Below are 17,011 nucleotides of genomic sequence, written 5' to 3'. Positions count from 1 at the left end.
CTGGTCGCTGCGGCGGGGCCAGGACCCGCCGGCGCTCATCCTGCCAAGGGATGCGCGCGGGGGCGAGGGCGTGGGTCAGGTGGTGCAGTTGTTCTTCTTGCCGTTCCCGTTGCCGTTGCCGTTTCCGTTGGTGGTGCAGCCGCTGCCGCCCGACCCGGCCGAACCACTGCCCGATCCGGTCCCGCTGCCACTGCCCGAGGACGTCCCGCTGCCGCTGCTGGTGCCACCCGTGCCGCCGGCGGTGGTCCCGCCCGTCGTGCCGCTCCCCGATCCGGTGCCGCTCCCGGTGCCAGTGCCAGTGCCGGCACTGGTGCCGGATCCGGAGTCCGTCCCGCCGGTGGTGGTGCCGCCCGTGGTGCCGCCACCCGTCCCACCCCCGGCGGTGGACCCGCCATCGCCGCTCGTGCCACCGCCTGTCCCGGCGGAACCGCCCGTGCCCGTGCCGTCCCCACCGGACGAGGTCGTGCCGCCGCCAGAAACGGTGCCGCCCGACGAACCACCACCCGATCCGCCGCCACTGCCCGTCGCCGCCTGGACCGCGTTGGTCTGGCGGCTGATCTCCGTGCCGATGCCGCCGAAGGCGCCGGTCAGGTTGCCGCCGTAGTTGATCGCCGAGGTGCCGACGACGGCCACCAGGCCGCTCGCGAGGATCGCGTATTCGGCGGAGGTGACGCCGCGCCGGCCAAGCCGGGCCAACAGGCGCGTGCATGCATGGATCATGGTCGTCGGCGACTCCGGCGCGCGGTGGCTGGCGCACCGCTTGGGACTTCGCGCTTAGAGTCGTGAACGAACCGGACGCGAATCACATGACGGGGAGAATTTTCTCAACCATCGCGTGCATGAATCCGCACCCTGAACGCTACGCGTCCATTGGACCCAGCGTCCGCCGCACGGCGTTGCGCCAGTGGCCGTATCTCAACTCCGCCTCGGCCGACCCGGCCCCGGGCAGGAAGCGTCGCTCGAGCCGCCAATGGGATGCGCCGGCGACGCCCGGTTCGGGCAGCAGCCCCGCCTGCAGGCCGGCCAGGTAGGCCGCGCCAAGCGCCGTGGTTTCCTGGACCTGCGGCCGGTCCACCGCCGCGCCGAGGACATCCGCCAGCGCCTGCATCGTCCAGTCGGACGCGGTCATGCCGCCGTCGACGCGCAGCACCGTCTCCCCCGCCGCGCCCGGCCAGTCGGCGCGCATCGCCTCGACCAGATCACGGGTTTGAAAGGCGACGGATTCGAGCGCGGCGCGGCAGAGTTCCGCCCGCCCCGTGCCGCGCGTCATGCCGAAGATCGCCGCCCGCGCCTCCGCATCCCAATGCGGCGCGCCGAGCCCGGTGAAGGCCGGCACCATGATGACGCGCTGCGCCGGATCGGCCTGGGCGGCCAGTTCCCCGGCCTCGGACGCGCGGCCGATGATGCCGAGCCCGTCGCGCAGCCACTGCACCGCCGCGCCGGCGACGAAGATCGCGCCTTCCAGCGCATAGGTCCGCCGCCCGCCGAGCTGATAGGCGATCGTGGTCAGCAGCCGCGACCGCGAGGCGACGGGTTCCGCCCCCGTGTTCAGCAGCGCGAAGCAGCCGGTGCCGTAGGTCGACTTCACCATGCCCGGCGAAAAGCACGCCTGGCCGAGCGTCGCGGCCTGCTGGTCGCCCGCCATCCCGCGAACCGGGACCGGCGCGCCGAGGATCGCGGCCTCGGTCAGGCCGAAATCGCTCGCACAGTCGTGAACCGACGGCAGAACGGCTCGCGGAATCCGGAGCAGCCGCAGCAGATCCTCGTCCCAATCGCCCCGGCGGATGTCGAACAGCATCGTCCGGGCCGCGTTGGTGGCGTCCGTCGCATGCACCCGCCCGCCGGTCAGCCGCCAGAGCACGAAGCAATCGACCGTCCCGAAGGCGAGCTCGCCGCGCTCCGCTGCCTCCCGTGCGCCGGGCACGCGGTCGAGCAGCCAGGCGAGCTTCGTCGCCGAGAAATAAGGGTCGGCCAGCAGGCCGGTGCGCTCGGTGATCAGGGCCTCGAGGCCCTCGGCGCGCAGCCTGGCGCAATGCTCGGCCGTGCGTCGGTCCTGCCAGACGATCGCGCGGTGCAGGCAGCGCCCCGTCGCGCGATCCCACAGCAGCGTCGTCTCGCGCTGGTTGGTGATGCCGATGCCCGCGACGCGGGAGGCATCGCCGCCCGCGCGCTCGAGCGCCCCGCGCAGCGTCGCGACCACGCCGCGCCAGATGTCCTCCGGCTCATGCTCGACCCAACCGGGGGCGGGGAAATGCTGCGGCAGTTCTTCCTGCGCCGTGGCCCGCGGCACCAGCGCGGCGTCGAAGGCAATGGTCCGCGTGCTGGTGGTGCCCTGGTCCAGGGCGAGCAGCAGGGCATCGGTCATGTCGCGGCGGTCCTCCCGGCCCGCATCCTAGCCGCCGCACGGAAGGTCTTGCATCCCGCCCCCGGACCGGTGCCCGATGCGCTTCGGAGGATCCCATCATGCGCAGGACCATGCTTGCCGCGGCGCTGCTCGGCGCCGCCCTCGCCGCCTCGGCGACGGCCCAGCAGCGGCCCTACACGCCGGGGCCGCAGAACATCAGCCTGCCGGCGGACTGGCAGGGGCGCTTCATCCGCTACGCGACCGTGGACAAGCCCGACCGCAAGATCATCCGCAACATCTACATCAACCCCGAGGCGTTCGCCGCGCTCGCGCCGGGCCAGCCGCTGCCCTACGGCAGCATGATCATCATGGCCGACCAGCGCGCGCGGCTCGACGCGCAAGGCGTGCCGCTGCGCGACGCCGCCGGGCGCATGATCCCGGAACCCGCCTTCATCGGCATCGAGGTGCAGCAGAAGGAACGCGGCTGGGGCGAAGGCTACGGGCCCGAGCAGCGCAACGGCGAGTGGGAATATGCACGCTTCGACGCGCAGACCGGCGCGCGGCGCGACACGCCGCTGAACGCCTGCTTCACCTGCCACCTACAGGCGCGGGGGCAGCAGGATTTCACCTTCACGGCGTGGGATTACGCGAACAGGGCCAGGTGAAGGTCGGGGGAGGGGAACCTCCCCCGAACCCCCTCCCTTCTCTGGTTACTTGGTTCCAAAGAAGGTTGAGGGGGGTTCGGGGGGAGAAGTTCCCTTCTCCCCCCGCCTACTGCACGACGGCAACCTGCCGCGGATCGATCTCGACCCACACGGCCTTACCGACGTCATAGGCCGCGAGCGGCGGCGCCGAGGCGCGCAGCCGCAACCCGCTGCCAGTGGGCGTCACGACATAATCCCAGGCTTCCCCGAGATAGGTGCGTTCCACGATCGTGGCTTCGAGCGCGGGACCATCGCCGGCCGGCGGCGCATCGAGGATCGTCATCGCCTGCGGCCGCAGCGACACCAGCGCGGGGCCATCGGCCTGCGTCGTAGGCGCGAGCGCGATGCCGTCGATGCGCAGCATGCCTCCCTCCGCCCGCGCCTCGAGCAGATTGGTGCGCCCGACGAAGCCGGCGACGAAACGCGTGCGCGGCTTGGTGTAGAGCAGGTGGGGCGCGTCGACCTGTTCGATCCGGCCGCCATTCATCACGGCGATCCGGTCGGAGGTCGCCATGGCCTCCGCCTGGTCATGGGTGACATAGACGGTGGTGATGCGGAACTCGTCATGCAGGCGGCGGATCTCGAAGCGCATCTCCTCGCGCAGGTTGGCGTCGAGGTTGGACAGCGGCTCGTCGAGCAGCAGGACCGCCGGCTTCACGACGATGGCACGCGCGAGTGCGACGCGCTGCTGCTGGCCGCCCGACAGTTCCGCCGGGTAGCGATGCGCGAGGTGGTTCAGCTTCACCACCTCCAGCATCTCGGCCGTGCGGCGGCGGATCTCCTCGCGCGGCAGCTTGCGCAGCTTCAGGCCGAAGGCGACGTTCTCCTCCACCGTCATGTTCGGCCAGATGGCGTAGGACTGGAAGATCATGGACATGCCGCGCCGTTCGGGCGGCACCACGGCGCCGGGGGCGGACAGCACGTTGCCGTCGACCGAGATCGTCCCGCCCGTGGGGTCGACGAAGCCCGCGATCATGCGCAGCGTCGTGGTCTTGCCGCAGCCTGACGGACCCAGCAGGGAGACGAATTCCCCTTCCTCGAGCGTCAGGTCGACGCCGTCCACCACGGTCAGCTTGCCATAGGCCTTGGTCAGGCCGGAGAGTGTCAGGCGGGGCACGCTATTCCCTCCGCAGCATGAAGTCGCGGCCGACCAGCTTCATGCCAATGCCGACGATGACGAGGGTGATGACCAGCAGGATGCCGCCGAAGGCGGAGACGACCTCGAAATTGCCCTGCTCGCTGAGGTCGTAGAGCAACACCGACATGGTCCGCGTCCGCGGCCCGACCAGGAAGATGGCGGCCGAGAGCTCGCGCGAGGCAACGATGAACACGATCAGCCAGCCCCCGAGCAGGGACGTCTTGAGCAAGGGTGCGGTGATGCTGCGGATCGCCCGCAGCCGGCCCGATCCGAGGATGCGCGCGGCTTCCTCCATCTCGGGGTGCACCGCACGGATCGCGGCCTGAGAATTGGCATAGGCGATCGGCAGGAAGCGCGCCGTGAAGGCGAGGATGATGAGCAGCGCCGACCCGTAGAGCGACAGCGGCGGCCCGGCATAGGCGGCGTAGAAGCCGATGGCCATGACGATGCCCGGGATGACGAAGGGCGCCATGGCGAGGAAGCCCAGCGCATCGGCGAAGCGCATCAGCCGGCGCACGACGATATAGGCGACCAGCAGCGCCAGCAGGATCGCGAGGCTCGCCGAAGCGGCCGAGAACCACATGGTGTTCCATACCGCCTGCGGCGCCATGTCGTGGTCGAACAGCAGCAGGTGGTAGTTGCGGAAGGTCAGGTTGTCCCAGGACAGCCCCCGCCCCCAGGCGCGCGAGAAGGACGCCTGCAGCAGCACGCCGAGCGGCTTCACGACCGAGAGCATGCCCACCATCAGGCACCAGGCGAACAGCACCCAGCGCCAGGGGCCGAGCTTCACCTGGCGCCGCTCCCCGCCCTTGCCGGTCTGGGAGACGAAGCCCTTGCGGTTCAGCATCAGCTTCTGCACCGCGATCAGCGCGACGGTGATGAGCAGCAGCGGAATGGCATAGGCGGCCGCGACCTCGACGCGGACCGGATCCTCGAAGAACTGCCACAGCTGCGTCGTGACGACGTTGATCCGCGCGGGGATGCCGATGATCGCCGGCGTGCCGAACAGCGCGATGGTCTCGAGGAAGATCAGGATGAAGCCGCCCAGGATGGACGGCCAGACCAGCGGCAGCGTGACCTTGCGCATCGTCACCCAGGTGCCGCCGCCAAGGATGTTCGCCGCGTCCTCCATCTCGGAGGAGATCAGGTCCAGCGCCGACTTCACGAAGATGAAGACGAGCGGGAAGGAATGCAGCGCGATGACGAAGGCGAGGCCGGTGAAGGTGTAGACGTTGACCAGCGGCGCTTCCGCCCCGCTCGCCCAGCGCCAGACCTGGTTGATCCAGCCGGCATTGGGCCCGGCGAGCAGGATCCAGCCGATCGCGCCGAGATAGGGCGGCATGATGAAGGCCGCGAGCACCATCACCCAGGTGAAGGTCTTGCCCGGCATGTCCGTACGCGACACCGCCCAGGCCATCGGCACCGCCAGCACGGTCGAGATCGCCGCGGAATACAGCCCGAGCAGCAGCGAGTTCCGCAGCGCATCGAGGTAGCGCTGCCGCCCATAGGCGGTCAGGTAGTTGGCGATGGTGAACTCGCCCGTCTCCTGCGTCTCGAAGGAGATCACCACCATCTTGCCCAGCGGCACCGCCACCAGGACCAGCAGGGCGACGATCAGGGCGATCCACAGGAAGGTGACCGGCTCCAGCAGGCGGAGCCGGGACGGCCTCAAAGCATTCACGGACAGCGGCTCAGACCCCGAAGATCTCGCGCCACTGCTCGCGCACCTCGGGCACGCCCTTCTCGGCGTCCTCGAGGCTCGGCGCCAGCATCGTCACCTGGTCGAGCGGGCGGGAGCCCTCGGGCGGCGGCACGTCGGGGCGCAGGCTTTCGTTGAACAGCTCGCGCACCGCAATCGACAGCGCGGGGCCGCAGGTGAATTCCATGAACAGCTTCGCGGCATTCGGATGCGGCGCGTTGCGGATGATCGCGGAGGGCGAGAGCGCGGCGATCACGCCCTCGGTCGGGTAGATCAGCTTCAGCGGGTTGCCGCGCGACATGGAGAACAGGGTGGAGGCGGACGGCACCGCGACGCCGACAGCGCGTTCCCCGGCTTCCATCATCGTGACGGGATCGATGGAGGAGCGCCCGATCTGCGGCTTGTTGCGCTCGAACCGCCGCAGGTAGTCGGGCCCGTACATGGTGCGCATCTGCAGCGCCCAGAGCCCGATCGCGCCGCTGAAGCCGGGATGCCCGACCGCGAGCTTGTCCTTCCACTTCGGGTCGAGAATGTCGGTCCAGGATTTCGGCGCATCGGCCTCGCTGACCATGCGCGTGTTGTGCGCCATCAGGTAGATGCCGAGGAAGGAGGACTGGAAGTAGTTGTCCGGGTCCGCCTGGCGCAGGATCGGCAGCATCCCGTCGGCGCTCGCCGGGCGGAACTGCATCAGCCGGTTCTGCCGCTTGAGCTGGATGTAGTGCCCGCCATTGGTCGAGGAGAAGACGTCGCACTGCGCGACGCCGGCCCGCTGGTCCTGCGAGAGACGCTGGAAGGCGACCTGCGAGGTCGACCGCACCACGTTGCAGCGCACGCCCGGATAGCGCGCATTGAAGGCGCGGCCCGCGGCTTCCGAGGCCTCGGCGCTGTACTGGCCGGAATACCAGGTGATCTCGCCCTCGCGCTTCGCCGCTTCATGCAGCGCCTGTTCCGCGGGCGTGAGCGGCGCTTGCGCCCAGGCCTTGGAGGCAGCCGCGGACCATGCCGCGAGTGCCAGCATCTGACGCCTGTCGATCAGGAACATCCGGCTTCCTCCCAACCATGGCGCACCTGCCGCGTTGGGCGGTCTCGGCGCGCGTTGTTCTTGGACGCGGGAACGTTGCCATCGCCCCCGCACGCTGGCAACCATCGTGCAACGACCGGGAGGAAGCCATGACGCTCATCGACCGCATCGGCGTGGATGTCGGACGTAAGCTTAAGCTGGAAGATGCCATCGAATGGGCCGCGCGCAACGAGGTGCGGCACATCGACATCCAGCTCGACACCGGCGCCAATGCCGTGACGCTGTTCGACGAGGCACGCTGTCGCGCGATCCGGCAAAGTGCCAAGGCAAACGGCGTGCACATTGCGCTGCACACGCTCTCGGCCGTGAACGTCGCCGAGTATTCCCCCTTCCTGTCGGAAGCCGTCGACGCCTATCTCCGCGCCTATATCGAGGTCGCGCCGCGGCTCGAGGCCCAGTGGATCGTCGTCCATGCCGGCTACCACTTCACCGCCGACGTGAAGATGCGCATGGAAACCGGGCGCGACCGGCTGCAGCGCATGGTGAAGCACGCCGAACAGCACGGCGCGCTGCTGCTGCTCGAGAACCTCAACCGCGAGCCGGAGAATGCCGAGGTCCACTACCTCGCCCACACCATGGAGGAATGGCGCTACTACTTCGACGCCATCCACTCGCCCGCCTTCGCGCTGTCCTTCACCGCCAACCACGCCCACCTGCTGCCGCCGGGGGTGGAGGGCTTCGTCGCGGAGGTCCCGCTCGAGCGCGTGAAGGAGGTCCGCCTCGCCGATTGCTGGCGCAACGGCTACGAGGAGCACCTTATCCCCGGTAAGGGCGACTTCGATTTCGGCGCGATGTTCGCCTTGCTCGAAGGCAAGGGCTACCGCGGTGCCTATACGAACGCCTTCGGGACGCTCGAGGCCATGCAGGACGCCCGCGCCTATCTGGTCGAAAAGGCGCACGCCGCCGGGGTAACGGTGGACTGATCAGATCCGCCCGACGAGGTCGCCGAACCCCCAGATCAGCGTTCCGAGCACGAGGAGCGCGAAGCCCGCCCTTTCGAGCACCTGACGGTCGATGTCGCGCTGCAGCTGCTTGAAGGAAGCCAGGCGCGCGGTCCGCTCGGCGCCGTCGGCTTTCTCCATGTCATGCAGCAGGTTGAGCAGGTCGTTGCGGGCGATGAGGATCTTGCGGCTCGCCAGCACGAGTCCCAGCGCGGTCAGGATCGCCCCGGACCGCGCCAGCCATGTCCAGTCCCCGGTCGAGGCAGACAGCCAGACCGCGACCGCGATGGTCAGGATCGCAGCCGCCCAGAAGCCGAGCACGATCCGCCGAAGTGACGCCACGCCCTGCGGCATGGCTCAGCGCCAGCGCGATTTCGTCATGCGCCCATGCCCTCCAGCACCACCTTACCGATCATCGTGCCGCTCTCGACCTTCGCATGGGCCTCGCGCAGCCGCGCCGCGGTCATGGGGCCGAGGTTGAGCGTCATGGTGTGACGGATGCGCCCGTGGTCGACCATGTCGGCGACCGCGTTCAGCAGGTGGTGCTGCTCGATCATGTCCGGCGTGCCGAACATCGGGCGGGTGAACATCAGCTCCCAGTGCAGGGAGACCGATTTCGGCATCAGCTGCCGCGCATCGATCGGCGCCTGGCTCTCGATCAGCACGATCGCACCCTGGGGCGCGATGGATGCGACGATCTGGTCCCAGTTCCGCGCCGTGGTGTTTGTCGAGAAAACGTAGCGCGGCTTCACCCCCAGCGCCTTGAGCTGCGCCGGGATGTCCTCCCGGTGGTCGACGACGTGATGCGCGCCGAGGTCGCGGCACCATTGCGCCGTCTCGGGGCGGGAGGCGGTGGCGACGACGGTCAGCGCCGTCCGCTGCCGGGCGACCTGGATGACCATGGACCCGACGCCGCCGGCACCGCCAATCACCAGCAGCGCCTCCCCCGCGCCGCCACCCTCATGGACCCTGAGCCGGTCGTGCAGCCCTTCCCAGGCCGTGATGGTCGTGAGCGGCATGGACGCCGCCTCGGCGAAGGACAGCGAGGCCGGCTTGCGCCCGACGATCCGCTCGTCGACCAGCTGCAGCTCCGCGTTGCTGCCGGGGCGGTTCACCACGCCGGCGTAGAAGACCTCATCGCCCGGGCCGAACAGGGTGCAGGCCGGGCCGACCGCCCGCACGACGCCCGCGGCGTCGAAGCCCAGGATGCGCGGGCCGTCCTTCGGCTCCTCGGTCCTGCGGCGCTTGGTGTCGACCGGATTGACCGAGACGGCGCGCACCTCGACCAGCATGTCGTGCCCCTCGGGCGCGGCCGGTGCCGGAATATCGAGATCGAGCAGCGCCTCCGGGTGATCGACCGGGTGGCATTTGGTGAATCCGACCGCCTTCATGCGCATCCTCCGTGGGCTTGCGGAGGATATACGCCGGAATCAGCCGACGCGCAGGAGGGCCGGCCCGTTCTCGCGCAGCCAGTCCTGCGCCGGCTCGCGGTTCGGCGTCAGCGCCGCGACATGGGCCCAGAAGCGCGCGGAATGGTTCAGTTCGCGCAGATGCGCGACCTCATGCGCCACGACGTAGTCCAGCACCCAGTCCGGCGCCATCACCAGCCGCCACGAGAAGGCGAGCGTCCCGTCCGGCGCGCAGGATCCCCAGCGGCTATTGGTGTCCTTCAGCCGGATGGCGCGGATCTTCACCCCGAGCGTCGCGGCATGGCCTTCGGCTAGCAGGGCGATGCGGCGCTTCGCTTCGGCACGCAGGAAGTCCTTCACGCGGCGCGCCAGGAACTCGGAACGCCCGGAGACGACGATCGCGCGGCCATCGAGGAAGGCGCCCCCGCGCGCCGCGGGATCGTGCCGAATGACATGGGGCTCGCCGCCGAGCGGCACTTCCACGCCCGGCGCCAGTTCCACCGGCGGCGCGAGCGCGGCGAGGCGCTGCATCACCCAGGCGGCGTGCGTGGTCAGCAGCGCCATGCCGGCGCGCCGGCCGGCGCGCATCGGCAGGGTCACCACGACCTCGCCCGCGCGCGCATCGATGCGCAGGCTCACCCTGCGGGCGCGCGTGGAGCGGTTCCAGCGCACGGGGCAGCCCACCGGGGCTCCCAGCACGCCGGGGCGCAACACGACGGTTTCCGAATCGGGCGACTGCATCGCCGCAACATGGCGCAGCGACGATGGCGGCTTCAACTGCTTGACAGCGACGTCGCGCGCACGACCACTGCACACCATGCCCGAGGCGCTCCGCCCCCTGCCGCCGCTGCTCCTGCTCGGCACCGTCTGGGGTGCGACACCGGCCTTCGTGAAGCACCTGGCGGCGCTCGGCTGGCCGCCGATGCTGATCGCGACCTGCGCGGCGGCGGGCAGCGCGGCGATCCTGTTCGTCGCCTGCCGGGCGCGGGGAATCGACGTGCCGCTCTCGCGGGCGCATCTGCGCCACTATGCGGTATCGGGCCTGTTCGGCATGGCGCTGGCGAACCTGGTCGCCTTCACCAGCATTCCGCACATCCCCGCGGGGTTCTTTTCCCTGATCGTGCCACTCTCGCCGATCCTGACCGTACTCGGCGCCGCGGCGCTCGGCATGGAACGGGCGACGCGGCGCCGGCTGGTCGGCACCGTGCTCGGCTTCGCGGGCGTGGTGGTCGCGATGCGCCCCGGCGCGGCGCTGCCGGATCCGTCCATGCTGCCCTGGGCGCTCTTCGCGGCGCTGACGCCGGCCTGCTACGCGGCGTCGAACCTGCTCGCGGTGCGGCTCGCGCCCCAGGGCACGGCGCCGCTTGCGCTCGCCACGGGCACGCTGGCGGCCGGGGCGCTGCAGGCGGGCATCGTCGCGACGCTGCTGGGGCAGATGCAGGTGCCGCCGCTGGACGGCGCGCTGGTCTCGGCGCTGCAGGCGGCCTGCACCGCCGGCGCCTTCATGATCTACTTCCGCTCGCTCGCCGCGCATGGCGGCGTGGTGACGTCGCAGACCGGCTACATCATCACGCTGACGGGCCTGGCCTGGGGCTGGGCCCTGTTCGGCGAACGGCCGGGATGGCTGACCATCCCGGCCGCGTCGCTGGTCTTCGCCGGGCTGGCGCTGGTGACGCTGCCCGAGCGCAAGGTCACCCGATGAGGTGTTTCAGTTCCGTCTCGACGAAGGCGAAGGCCGTGTCGCCGGCATTGACGACGTTGTGCTCGATTCCCGCGGCGCGCGCATAGGCCACGCCCGCCTTGATCTCGGCCGTCGCCGTCTCGCCGCCCGGCAGTTCCAGCAGCATCTTCCCGTCGCTCACCGGCACGACGACATAGGCCATGCCGTGCCGGTGCCAGCCGGTCTCGGAGCCCGGCGGGAAATCCCACCGGGTCACGCGGACGTTCGCGTCATCCACCTGCACGGTGGCGATAGCGGGCTCGCGGCAGCGCAGCGGCTCGTTCATCACTCGGCCGCCTTCGCGGTCGCCATGCCGGGCAGCGGGATCGCGCCGGCCGCGGTCCAGGCGGCCCAGACCTTCTCGGCCTGCTCGGCCGTCAGCGGCAGGTGCGGCGGACGGATCACGCGCCAGCCGGCATCGCCGGTGCTGCGCGCGATGATCTCGCGCAGGCCCGGGATCAGCGGCACCGAGGTCGCGGCCCGGCGCGTCGCCGTCAGCGTCGCCTGCGCGGCGTCGGCCTCGGGGCCGGTGCGCTTCGCATAGACGATGCCGCCCCAGTGGCTGTTCGCGTTCGACGCCGCCGTGATGCAGCCCGCGCCGCCCTCGGCGAGGATCTGCTGCAGGAATTCGTCGCTCCCGGAATAGACCTCGAACCCGTCCTTGGCGAACTCGCGCACCATCGCCTGCATGTTGGCGTAGTCGCCGGACGAATCCTTCACGCCCTTAATCGTGCCCGGGAAGGCCTTCAGCAGCCGCCCGATCAAGTCGAGGCTGATCGGCACCGCCGACTGCTGCGGGAAGTGATAGAGGTAGATCTTCACCCCGCCGCCGACGCGGTTCACCACTTCCGAGAAATAGGCGAACAGCCCGTCGTCGCTCGGCCCCTTGTAGTAGAAGGGCGGCAGCATCAGCACGCCGGGGCAGCCGGCGTCGCGGGCATGCTTCGTCAGTTCCACGCTGTCCGTCAGGCTGGCGCAGCCCGTGCCCGGCATCATCTTCGCCGCCGGGATGCCGCGCGCGATCAGGCCTTCGAGGATCGCCTTGCGCTCATGCAGGCCGAAGGAATTCGCCTCCCCCGTCGTGCCCAGCACGCCGAGGCCGGTGCAGCCATTGGCGAGCAGCCACTTCGCATGCGCCGCCATGCGGTCGAGATCGGGCGTGAGGTCGGGCCCCATCGCCGTCAGCACCGCGGCATTCACGCCGCCATAGATCGCGTCCTTCATCCCGGTCTCCTCCGGTTCGTCACAACAGGGGGCGTGCGTGCCTTGGCCGGCCACTTGCCCGGCCAGGACACGACGTGGTCCTCGAAATCGCCGGCATCGCGCTCGGCGACCGTGCGGCCGCGGACGGAAATCCCGGCCTCGTGCACCGTCTCGGGCCGGCCCGACACCAGCGGATGCCACCAGGGCAGGTCCTGCGCCTCGGCCACCAGGCGATAGGCGCAGGTCGGCGGCAGCCAGTCGATCTTCTCGAGCCGCTTCGGCGTCAGTTTCACGCAGTCCGGCACCCATTTCCGCCGGTTCGCGTAGTCCTTGCACCGGCAGGTCTCGCCATCCAGCAGCCGGCAGGCGACGTTGGTGTAGGCGAGGCGATCGGTCTCCTCGTCGCGCAGCTTGTGCAGGCAGCAGCGCCCACAGCCGTCGCACAGGCTCTCCCACTCGGCGCGGGTCATCGCGTCGAGCGTCTTCGCGCGCCAGAAAGGGGCCGGATCGGTCACGGGCGGGTTCTACGCCGAAGAGCGGGGGAGGAGAACCTCCCCCGAATCCCCCTCCCTTCTTTGGTTACTTCAGCGAGGGGGCCAGGCGGCGGCGGGCATCGGTGCCATTGCCGTGACGTCGGGTTCCAGCGCGGTGCCCAGGCCGACGGCATCCACCACCGATCCGAGGTCCAGCGTGCCGTCGCGGATCGCCAGGCGCGGGCCGCGCGGCGTGTCGGCATAGAGGTCCGGATGCGCCTCCATGAAACGGATCGCTTCCGCCTTCGGCCGGCCCGCGAAGCCGTCCACGAAATGATGGCCGTTGCGCTCGACGTGAACCAGGCCCATCGCGCTGACCAGCGCCAGGTCCTGCTGCACGCAGACGCCGGCGAGCGTCGTGAGGTCCTCCGCGCTCATGAAGTAGCGCGGTTCCGGCAGCCCAGCATTCCAGGCGCGGCAGCGCGCCAGGTTGATCAGCGACCGCCACACGCCCTTGCAGGCCTTCGACGAAATGCCGGCATAGCCGAGCGCCTTCGCCTGCACGAAGGCATCGAGCGGCCCGTCGCTTTCGTCCACGATCACCGGGCGTTCCGCTGCCAGAACGCCCATCGCGCCCTCCAGCGCCTTGGCCCGCTTCACCGGCTGCTCGATGAAGGCGATCGAGGCATTCAGCCGCGCCAGCCGCGGTTCCGCCTGCATCGCCCGCCAAAGCGCGAGCACGCCTTCCGCATCCTCGTACTGCTCATTGCCGTCGAGCGAGACGTGATAGCCGTGCAGCCGATCGAGCACCGAGGCGATGCGGCACAGCCGGTCCACATCCGCCGCGACATTCCCGCCGACCTTCAGCTTCCACCAGGAATGACGGTAGGTCGCGACGACCTCCTCCACCGTCTCCGGCAGCCCGTCATTCACCCGCTCCGCCTGGTCCGCCGCGGTGATGGGATCGACCAGACCCACCGTATGCCGCGCATGCATCCGCCGTGCGGGCGTCAGCGAGGCCAGCATCGCCCCGAAATCATGTCCGGCGAGGTCGGGCAGCGCCGCATGCGCGGCCATGCCGCCGACATTCGCGCGCATCCCGGCGGCGAAGCACAGCCCCTTCGCCTTCAGCAGGGCATCCAGCATGGCGCGGTCGACCAGCGCGCGACCATAGGCCGCGACCAACGGGTTCAGCCCTTCCGCCCCGCAGGCCGCGACATGCGCGCCATAGGCATCCGCATAATGTCCGAAGGCGGTATTCGCACCCGCCGCCATCGTCGCCGCGCAGGCGATCTCGAGCGCGCGGCGCAGCTGGTCCTCGTTCTGCGCATCGGTCCAGCGAGGGTCCTTTTCGAACCACTTCGCGGCGAGCGTCTCCGCCGCAACGCCCCAGTGCTCCGACCCGTCCTCCAGCGCGATGCGCGCGCGGATCACCGCCTGGCGCCCATGCGTCACCGTGATGACGCCGAAGCGGAAGGGCATCCGCAGCTTGAACGGCCATTCGAAGCGCTGCGTCTCGAGCAGCCGGAACCGGGGCGCGGTCATGCGGTGGTCTCCTCGAGCGCACGGAGGTAGCCGATGGCGCGCGCCGCGCTGGTCGGCCCGTCGGGGACGTAGTCGAAGGGCTCGACGGCGCAGAAGCCGCCATAGCCGATGCACCGCAGCGTCGAGAGCACCGGTCCGAAGCGGTCATTCCCCTGCCCCGGCGCGCGCTTGTTGCGGTCGTTGAGATGCACATGCACCACGTCGCCGGACGGCACGAAGCGTTCCAGCAGCGCGGGCACCGGCTCCACCTCGCCATTCCCCGCCGAGCAGACATCCAGCATCGTCCGCAGCGCCGGATTGCCGATGCGCCGCACGATCGCCGCCGCCTCCGCCACCGTAGTGCACCAGTTGGTCTGGCCGGGGTCGAGCGCCTCGAGGCAATAGGTCACGCCGTGCTGCGCCGCCCATTCGCCGGCCTTGGCCATCGCCTCCTCGGCGCGGGCCGGGTCGCCCTCCGCCTCCACGCGGCGCGCGCCGGGCGAGCCATGCACCAGCAGCGTCGCGCCCAGATCGGCGGCCAGCGCCACCAGGCGCTCCATCACGTCCAGCGTGCGCGCGCGCAGCGCCGGGTCCGCGCTGGTGATGGACAGCCCGGCGGGCGCGACCAGCAGCCAGTGCAGGGAGGTGATCGTCGTGCCGGCCTCCGCCGCCGCCCGGCGGAATGCGACGCGGCGCGAGGCCGGCAGCAGGTGCGGCGCCTCGGCATCGAGGGTGAAGGGCGCGACCTCCAGCCCGTCATAGCCGAGCCCCGCCGCCAACGCGCATTGCGCGGCGAAGTCGAGGTCGCGGATGACCTCGTTGCACAGGCTGATGCGCATCAGGCGATCTCCTCCAGCGCGACGACGCGCCCCTCGGCGGCGGACAGCCGCGCGGCATCCAGGATCCGCGCCGGCGCGACGGCGCCGGACCGCAGCCCCGCCTCCGGCGCGCGGCGCGTCCGCACCGCCTCGATGAAGGCGGCGAGTTCGGCGGCGACGACCTCGACCGGATCGGCGGCGGGAATTGCGGCCTCCTCCCGCGCCGCATGCTGCGGCAGCCAGGCGCCGTTCGCGCCGGGGGCATGGGCGCCGCGGCGCAGGGCGAAGGTCTCGGCAGCGAAGTCGACCTCGGCCAGCGCGTCATGGCCCGCGACGACGACTTCCTTGCGCGTCTCCGCCCCCGGCACCACCGCGTCGGGCCAGCGGCCGGGCAGCACGCAGCCGGCCTCGATCAAGCCGGTGAGGCCCGAGGGAAACATCATCTGGATCACCGCCAGGTCCTCGCGCCCGCGCCCGAGCGGATCGGCCGTCGTCGCGAAGATCCGGGACGGCGCCTCCCCCGCGATCCAGGGCAGCAGGTCGGCGAAATGCACCGCGTCGTTCAGCAGCGCGCCGGAATCGCCGCGCGCGCGCTTCAATCCCGAAAACCGCGCGGCGAGGTAATGCAGCCGCCCGAAGTCGCCCGCCGCCACCATCCGCCGCAACTCCATCGCCTTCGGATGGAAGCGGAAATAGAGGCCGACCTGCGCGATCCGGCCCTGCGCCTCCGCGAGGTCCGCCAGCGCGGCGGCCTCGGCCGCCGTCTCGGTCGCCGGCTTCTCGAGGAACAGGTCCCGCCCGGCGCGCAGCACCGCACCCGCCACCGCGACATGCGTCGGCACCGGCGTCGCCACGATCGCCGCGTCGCAGGCGGCAAGCCCGGCCTCGAGGCTTTCCGCCACCGCCTCCCCGGTCGCCGCCGCCAGGCCGCGGTCCGCATCGAACACGGTCACCGGCACGCCGAGCCGCTTCAGCGCGGCCAGGTGCACGCGCCCGAAGGCGCCGCATCCGATCAGCAGCAGTCCCGGTCGTTCCATGCGCGCGAGTGGGCTTCGATCCCGCCCGACCGTCAAGCGCTTGACGCGCGGCCCGGCGCATCGTCGCATCAGGCCCATGCGACCGCTCACCGAGGCCGACCTGCCCCGCGCCGCCGCGCTCTCCTTCCTCATCGGCTGGAACCAGGTCGCGCGCGACTGGGCGCTGTTCCTCCATGAAGGCGAAGGCCAGGCGCTCGACGACGGGCAGGAGGCACTGGCCGCCACCGCCGCCGTGATCCGCTACGGCGGTGACCTCGCCTGGATCTCGATGGTGCTGGTCCGCCCCGACATGCGGCGGCGAGGCCACGCGACGACGCTGATGCGCTGGGCCGTCGACGCGCTCGCCGGCACGCGCTGCGCCGCGCTCGACGCGACGCCGGCGGGGCGGGAAGTCTATCGCCGCCTTGGTTTCCGCGACCTCTGGGGCTTCGCGCGCTGGTCGCTGCCGGCGCCGCTGCCGGGTGGGACGGGCGTTCGCCCGCTGGCCGATTCCGACTGGCCGACGCTGCTGGCGCTCGACGCCGCCGCCTTCGGCGCGCCGCGCGAAGCCCTGCTGCGCGACTTCGCCGCGCGCCAGCCCGGCGCGGCCTTCATCGCCGAGGACGGCAGCGGCTTCGCCCTCGCCCGCGACGGTGCGCGCGGACCGCAGATCGGCCCGGTGGTCGCGCGCGACGACGCAACGGCCCGCGCCCTCATCGCCGCCGCCCGCAACGCCTTGCCCGGCGCGCCGGTGCTCGACCTGCCGGACGCGCGGCCGGTACTCGCCGGATGGCTGTCGGCGCACGGCGCCGCGCCGCAGCGGCCCTTCACGCGCATGGCCCTGGGCGCGGACACGCCGGGCGACCCGGCGATGTTCGCAGCCGTCGCCGGACCGGAATTCGGCTGACCCGCCCGGCTTGACGCCACCGCGAGGACCGCCG

Annotated in this window: 18 protein-coding genes; 4 read left to right on the top strand and 14 right to left on the bottom strand. The window is 70.9% G+C overall.

Features of this window, described 5'->3' with window-relative positions; translation table 11 throughout:
* Positions 1-75: 75 nt before the first annotated feature.
* A complete protein-coding gene (locus GWK15_RS20400; protein WP_168043231.1) occupies positions 76-720 on the bottom strand; it encodes a Flp family type IVb pilin in 645 nt (214 codons plus the stop codon).
* 139 nt (positions 721-859) lie between these two features.
* Entirely contained in the window at positions 860-2,365 is a 1,506-nt protein-coding gene (glpK, locus tag GWK15_RS20395; protein ID WP_168043230.1) for a glycerol kinase GlpK, read from the bottom strand.
* A gap of 98 nt (positions 2,366-2,463) precedes the next feature.
* Here glpK and GWK15_RS20390 point away from each other — a divergent pair, with 98 nt between their 5' ends.
* Positions 2,464-3,009, top strand: a complete 546-nt coding sequence (locus GWK15_RS20390) for a cytochrome P460 family protein (protein ID WP_168043229.1) — start codon at positions 2,464-2,466, stop codon at positions 3,007-3,009.
* 106 nt (positions 3,010-3,115) lie between these two features.
* On the opposite strand, the gene GWK15_RS20385 is transcribed toward GWK15_RS20390, so the two are convergent.
* Genes GWK15_RS20385 through GWK15_RS20375 form a run of 3 tightly spaced genes read right to left on the bottom strand, consistent with a single transcriptional unit; the run spans position 3,116 to position 6,927 of the window.
* On the bottom strand, positions 3,116-4,165 hold the full coding sequence (locus tag GWK15_RS20385; RefSeq protein ID WP_168043228.1) for an ATP-binding cassette domain-containing protein: 1,050 nt from the start codon (positions 4,163-4,165) through the stop codon (positions 3,116-3,118).
* Position 4,166: 1 nt separating this feature from the next.
* Entirely contained in the window at positions 4,167-5,858 is a 1,692-nt protein-coding gene (locus tag GWK15_RS20380; protein ID WP_245211788.1) for an ABC transporter permease, read from the bottom strand.
* A 19-nt stretch (positions 5,859-5,877) separates the two neighbouring features.
* Positions 5,878-6,927: an ABC transporter substrate-binding protein gene (locus GWK15_RS20375; protein ID WP_168043227.1), complete on the bottom strand. Its 1,050-nt coding sequence runs from the start codon at positions 6,925-6,927 to the stop codon at positions 5,878-5,880.
* Between the two features lie 128 nt (positions 6,928-7,055).
* Between GWK15_RS20375 and GWK15_RS20370 the strand changes: the two genes are divergently transcribed.
* On the top strand, positions 7,056-7,889 hold the full coding sequence (locus GWK15_RS20370) for a sugar phosphate isomerase/epimerase family protein (RefSeq protein ID WP_168043226.1): 834 nt from the start codon (positions 7,056-7,058) through the stop codon (positions 7,887-7,889).
* On the opposite strand, the gene GWK15_RS20365 is transcribed toward GWK15_RS20370, so the two are convergent.
* From GWK15_RS20365 to GWK15_RS20355, 3 genes are read right to left on the bottom strand one after another with little or no spacing between them, the layout of a single operon-like run.
* On the bottom strand, positions 7,890-8,261 hold the full coding sequence (locus tag GWK15_RS20365) for a hypothetical protein (protein WP_168043225.1): 372 nt from the start codon (positions 8,259-8,261) through the stop codon (positions 7,890-7,892).
* 23 nt (positions 8,262-8,284) lie between these two features.
* Positions 8,285-9,298, bottom strand: coding sequence for a zinc-binding alcohol dehydrogenase family protein (locus GWK15_RS20360; RefSeq protein ID WP_168043224.1), 1,014 nt, complete (start codon positions 9,296-9,298; stop codon positions 8,285-8,287).
* Between the two features lie 39 nt (positions 9,299-9,337).
* Positions 9,338-10,057, bottom strand: a complete 720-nt coding sequence (locus GWK15_RS20355; RefSeq protein ID WP_168043223.1) for a M48 family metallopeptidase — start codon at positions 10,055-10,057, stop codon at positions 9,338-9,340.
* Positions 10,058-10,133: 76 nt separating this feature from the next.
* Between GWK15_RS20355 and GWK15_RS20350 the strand changes: the two genes are divergently transcribed.
* Complete coding sequence (locus GWK15_RS20350) at positions 10,134-11,018, top strand: DMT family transporter (protein ID WP_168043222.1); 885 nt, start codon at positions 10,134-10,136, stop codon at positions 11,016-11,018.
* On the opposite strand, the gene GWK15_RS20345 is transcribed toward GWK15_RS20350, so the two are convergent.
* The 6 genes from GWK15_RS20345 to GWK15_RS20320 all read right to left on the bottom strand — a co-directional run bounded on the left by GWK15_RS20345 (position 11,008) and on the right by GWK15_RS20320 (position 16,091).
* Positions 11,008-11,322, bottom strand: a complete 315-nt coding sequence (locus GWK15_RS20345; RefSeq protein WP_168043221.1) for a cupin domain-containing protein — start codon at positions 11,320-11,322, stop codon at positions 11,008-11,010. The genes GWK15_RS20350 and GWK15_RS20345 overlap by 11 nt on opposite strands.
* Complete coding sequence (locus GWK15_RS20340) at positions 11,322-12,260, bottom strand: dihydrodipicolinate synthase family protein (RefSeq protein ID WP_168043220.1); 939 nt, start codon at positions 12,258-12,260, stop codon at positions 11,322-11,324. Before GWK15_RS20340 ends, GWK15_RS20345 begins: the two co-directional genes overlap by 1 nt.
* A complete protein-coding gene (locus GWK15_RS20335; protein WP_168043219.1) occupies positions 12,257-12,754 on the bottom strand; it encodes a YcgN family cysteine cluster protein in 498 nt (165 codons plus the stop codon). The genes GWK15_RS20340 and GWK15_RS20335 overlap by 4 nt, the downstream gene beginning before the upstream one ends.
* A gap of 69 nt (positions 12,755-12,823) precedes the next feature.
* Positions 12,824-14,257, bottom strand: coding sequence for an enolase-like domain-containing protein (locus tag GWK15_RS20330; RefSeq protein WP_168043218.1), 1,434 nt, complete (start codon positions 14,255-14,257; stop codon positions 12,824-12,826).
* Entirely contained in the window at positions 14,254-15,075 is an 822-nt protein-coding gene (locus GWK15_RS20325; RefSeq protein WP_168043217.1) for a sugar phosphate isomerase/epimerase family protein, read from the bottom strand. The genes GWK15_RS20330 and GWK15_RS20325 overlap by 4 nt, the downstream gene beginning before the upstream one ends.
* A complete protein-coding gene (locus tag GWK15_RS20320) occupies positions 15,075-16,091 on the bottom strand; it encodes a Gfo/Idh/MocA family protein (RefSeq protein WP_168043216.1) in 1,017 nt (338 codons plus the stop codon). Before GWK15_RS20320 ends, GWK15_RS20325 begins: the two co-directional genes overlap by 1 nt.
* A gap of 76 nt (positions 16,092-16,167) precedes the next feature.
* On the opposite strand from GWK15_RS20320, the gene GWK15_RS20315 reads away from it, so the two are divergent.
* Positions 16,168-16,977: a GNAT family N-acetyltransferase gene (locus tag GWK15_RS20315; RefSeq protein ID WP_168043215.1), complete on the top strand. Its 810-nt coding sequence runs from the start codon at positions 16,168-16,170 to the stop codon at positions 16,975-16,977.
* Positions 16,978-17,011 lie beyond the last annotated feature (34 nt).

It is taken from the genome of Neoroseomonas oryzicola, from assembly GCF_012163135.1.
GTDB classification, from domain to species: domain Bacteria; phylum Pseudomonadota; class Alphaproteobacteria; order Acetobacterales; family Acetobacteraceae; genus Neoroseomonas; species Neoroseomonas oryzicola.
Note: the sequence above shows the minus strand (reverse complement) of the source record. Positions and strands in the feature narration are given on the sequence as shown.

Coding starts and splice junctions, on each gene's coding strand:
- GWK15_RS20390 (WP_168043229.1), top strand. CDS start 2,464: ATGCGCAGGACCATGCTTGCCGCGGCGCTGCTCGGCGCCGCCCTCGCC.
- GWK15_RS20330 (WP_168043218.1), bottom strand. CDS start 14,257: ATGACCGCGCCCCGGTTCCGGCTGCTCGAGACGCAGCGCTTCGAATGG.
- GWK15_RS20360 (WP_168043224.1), bottom strand. CDS start 9,298: ATGAAGGCGGTCGGATTCACCAAATGCCACCCGGTCGATCACCCGGAG.
- GWK15_RS20340 (WP_168043220.1), bottom strand. CDS start 12,260: ATGAAGGACGCGATCTATGGCGGCGTGAATGCCGCGGTGCTGACGGCG.
- GWK15_RS20315 (WP_168043215.1), top strand. CDS start 16,168: ATGCGACCGCTCACCGAGGCCGACCTGCCCCGCGCCGCCGCGCTCTCC.
- GWK15_RS20350 (WP_168043222.1), top strand. CDS start 10,134: ATGCCCGAGGCGCTCCGCCCCCTGCCGCCGCTGCTCCTGCTCGGCACC.
- GWK15_RS20355 (WP_168043223.1), bottom strand. CDS start 10,057: ATGCAGTCGCCCGATTCGGAAACCGTCGTGTTGCGCCCCGGCGTGCTG.
- GWK15_RS20320 (WP_168043216.1), bottom strand. CDS start 16,091: ATGGAACGACCGGGACTGCTGCTGATCGGATGCGGCGCCTTCGGGCGC.
- GWK15_RS20370 (WP_168043226.1), top strand. CDS start 7,056: ATGACGCTCATCGACCGCATCGGCGTGGATGTCGGACGTAAGCTTAAG.
- GWK15_RS20375 (WP_168043227.1), bottom strand. CDS start 6,927: ATGTTCCTGATCGACAGGCGTCAGATGCTGGCACTCGCGGCATGGTCC.
- GWK15_RS20400 (WP_168043231.1), bottom strand. CDS start 720: ATGATCCATGCATGCACGCGCCTGTTGGCCCGGCTTGGCCGGCGCGGC.
- glpK (WP_168043230.1), bottom strand. CDS start 2,365: ATGACCGATGCCCTGCTGCTCGCCCTGGACCAGGGCACCACCAGCACG.
- GWK15_RS20365 (WP_168043225.1), bottom strand. CDS start 8,261: ATGCCGCAGGGCGTGGCGTCACTTCGGCGGATCGTGCTCGGCTTCTGG.
- GWK15_RS20325 (WP_168043217.1), bottom strand. CDS start 15,075: ATGCGCATCAGCCTGTGCAACGAGGTCATCCGCGACCTCGACTTCGCC.
- GWK15_RS20345 (WP_168043221.1), bottom strand. CDS start 11,322: ATGAACGAGCCGCTGCGCTGCCGCGAGCCCGCTATCGCCACCGTGCAG.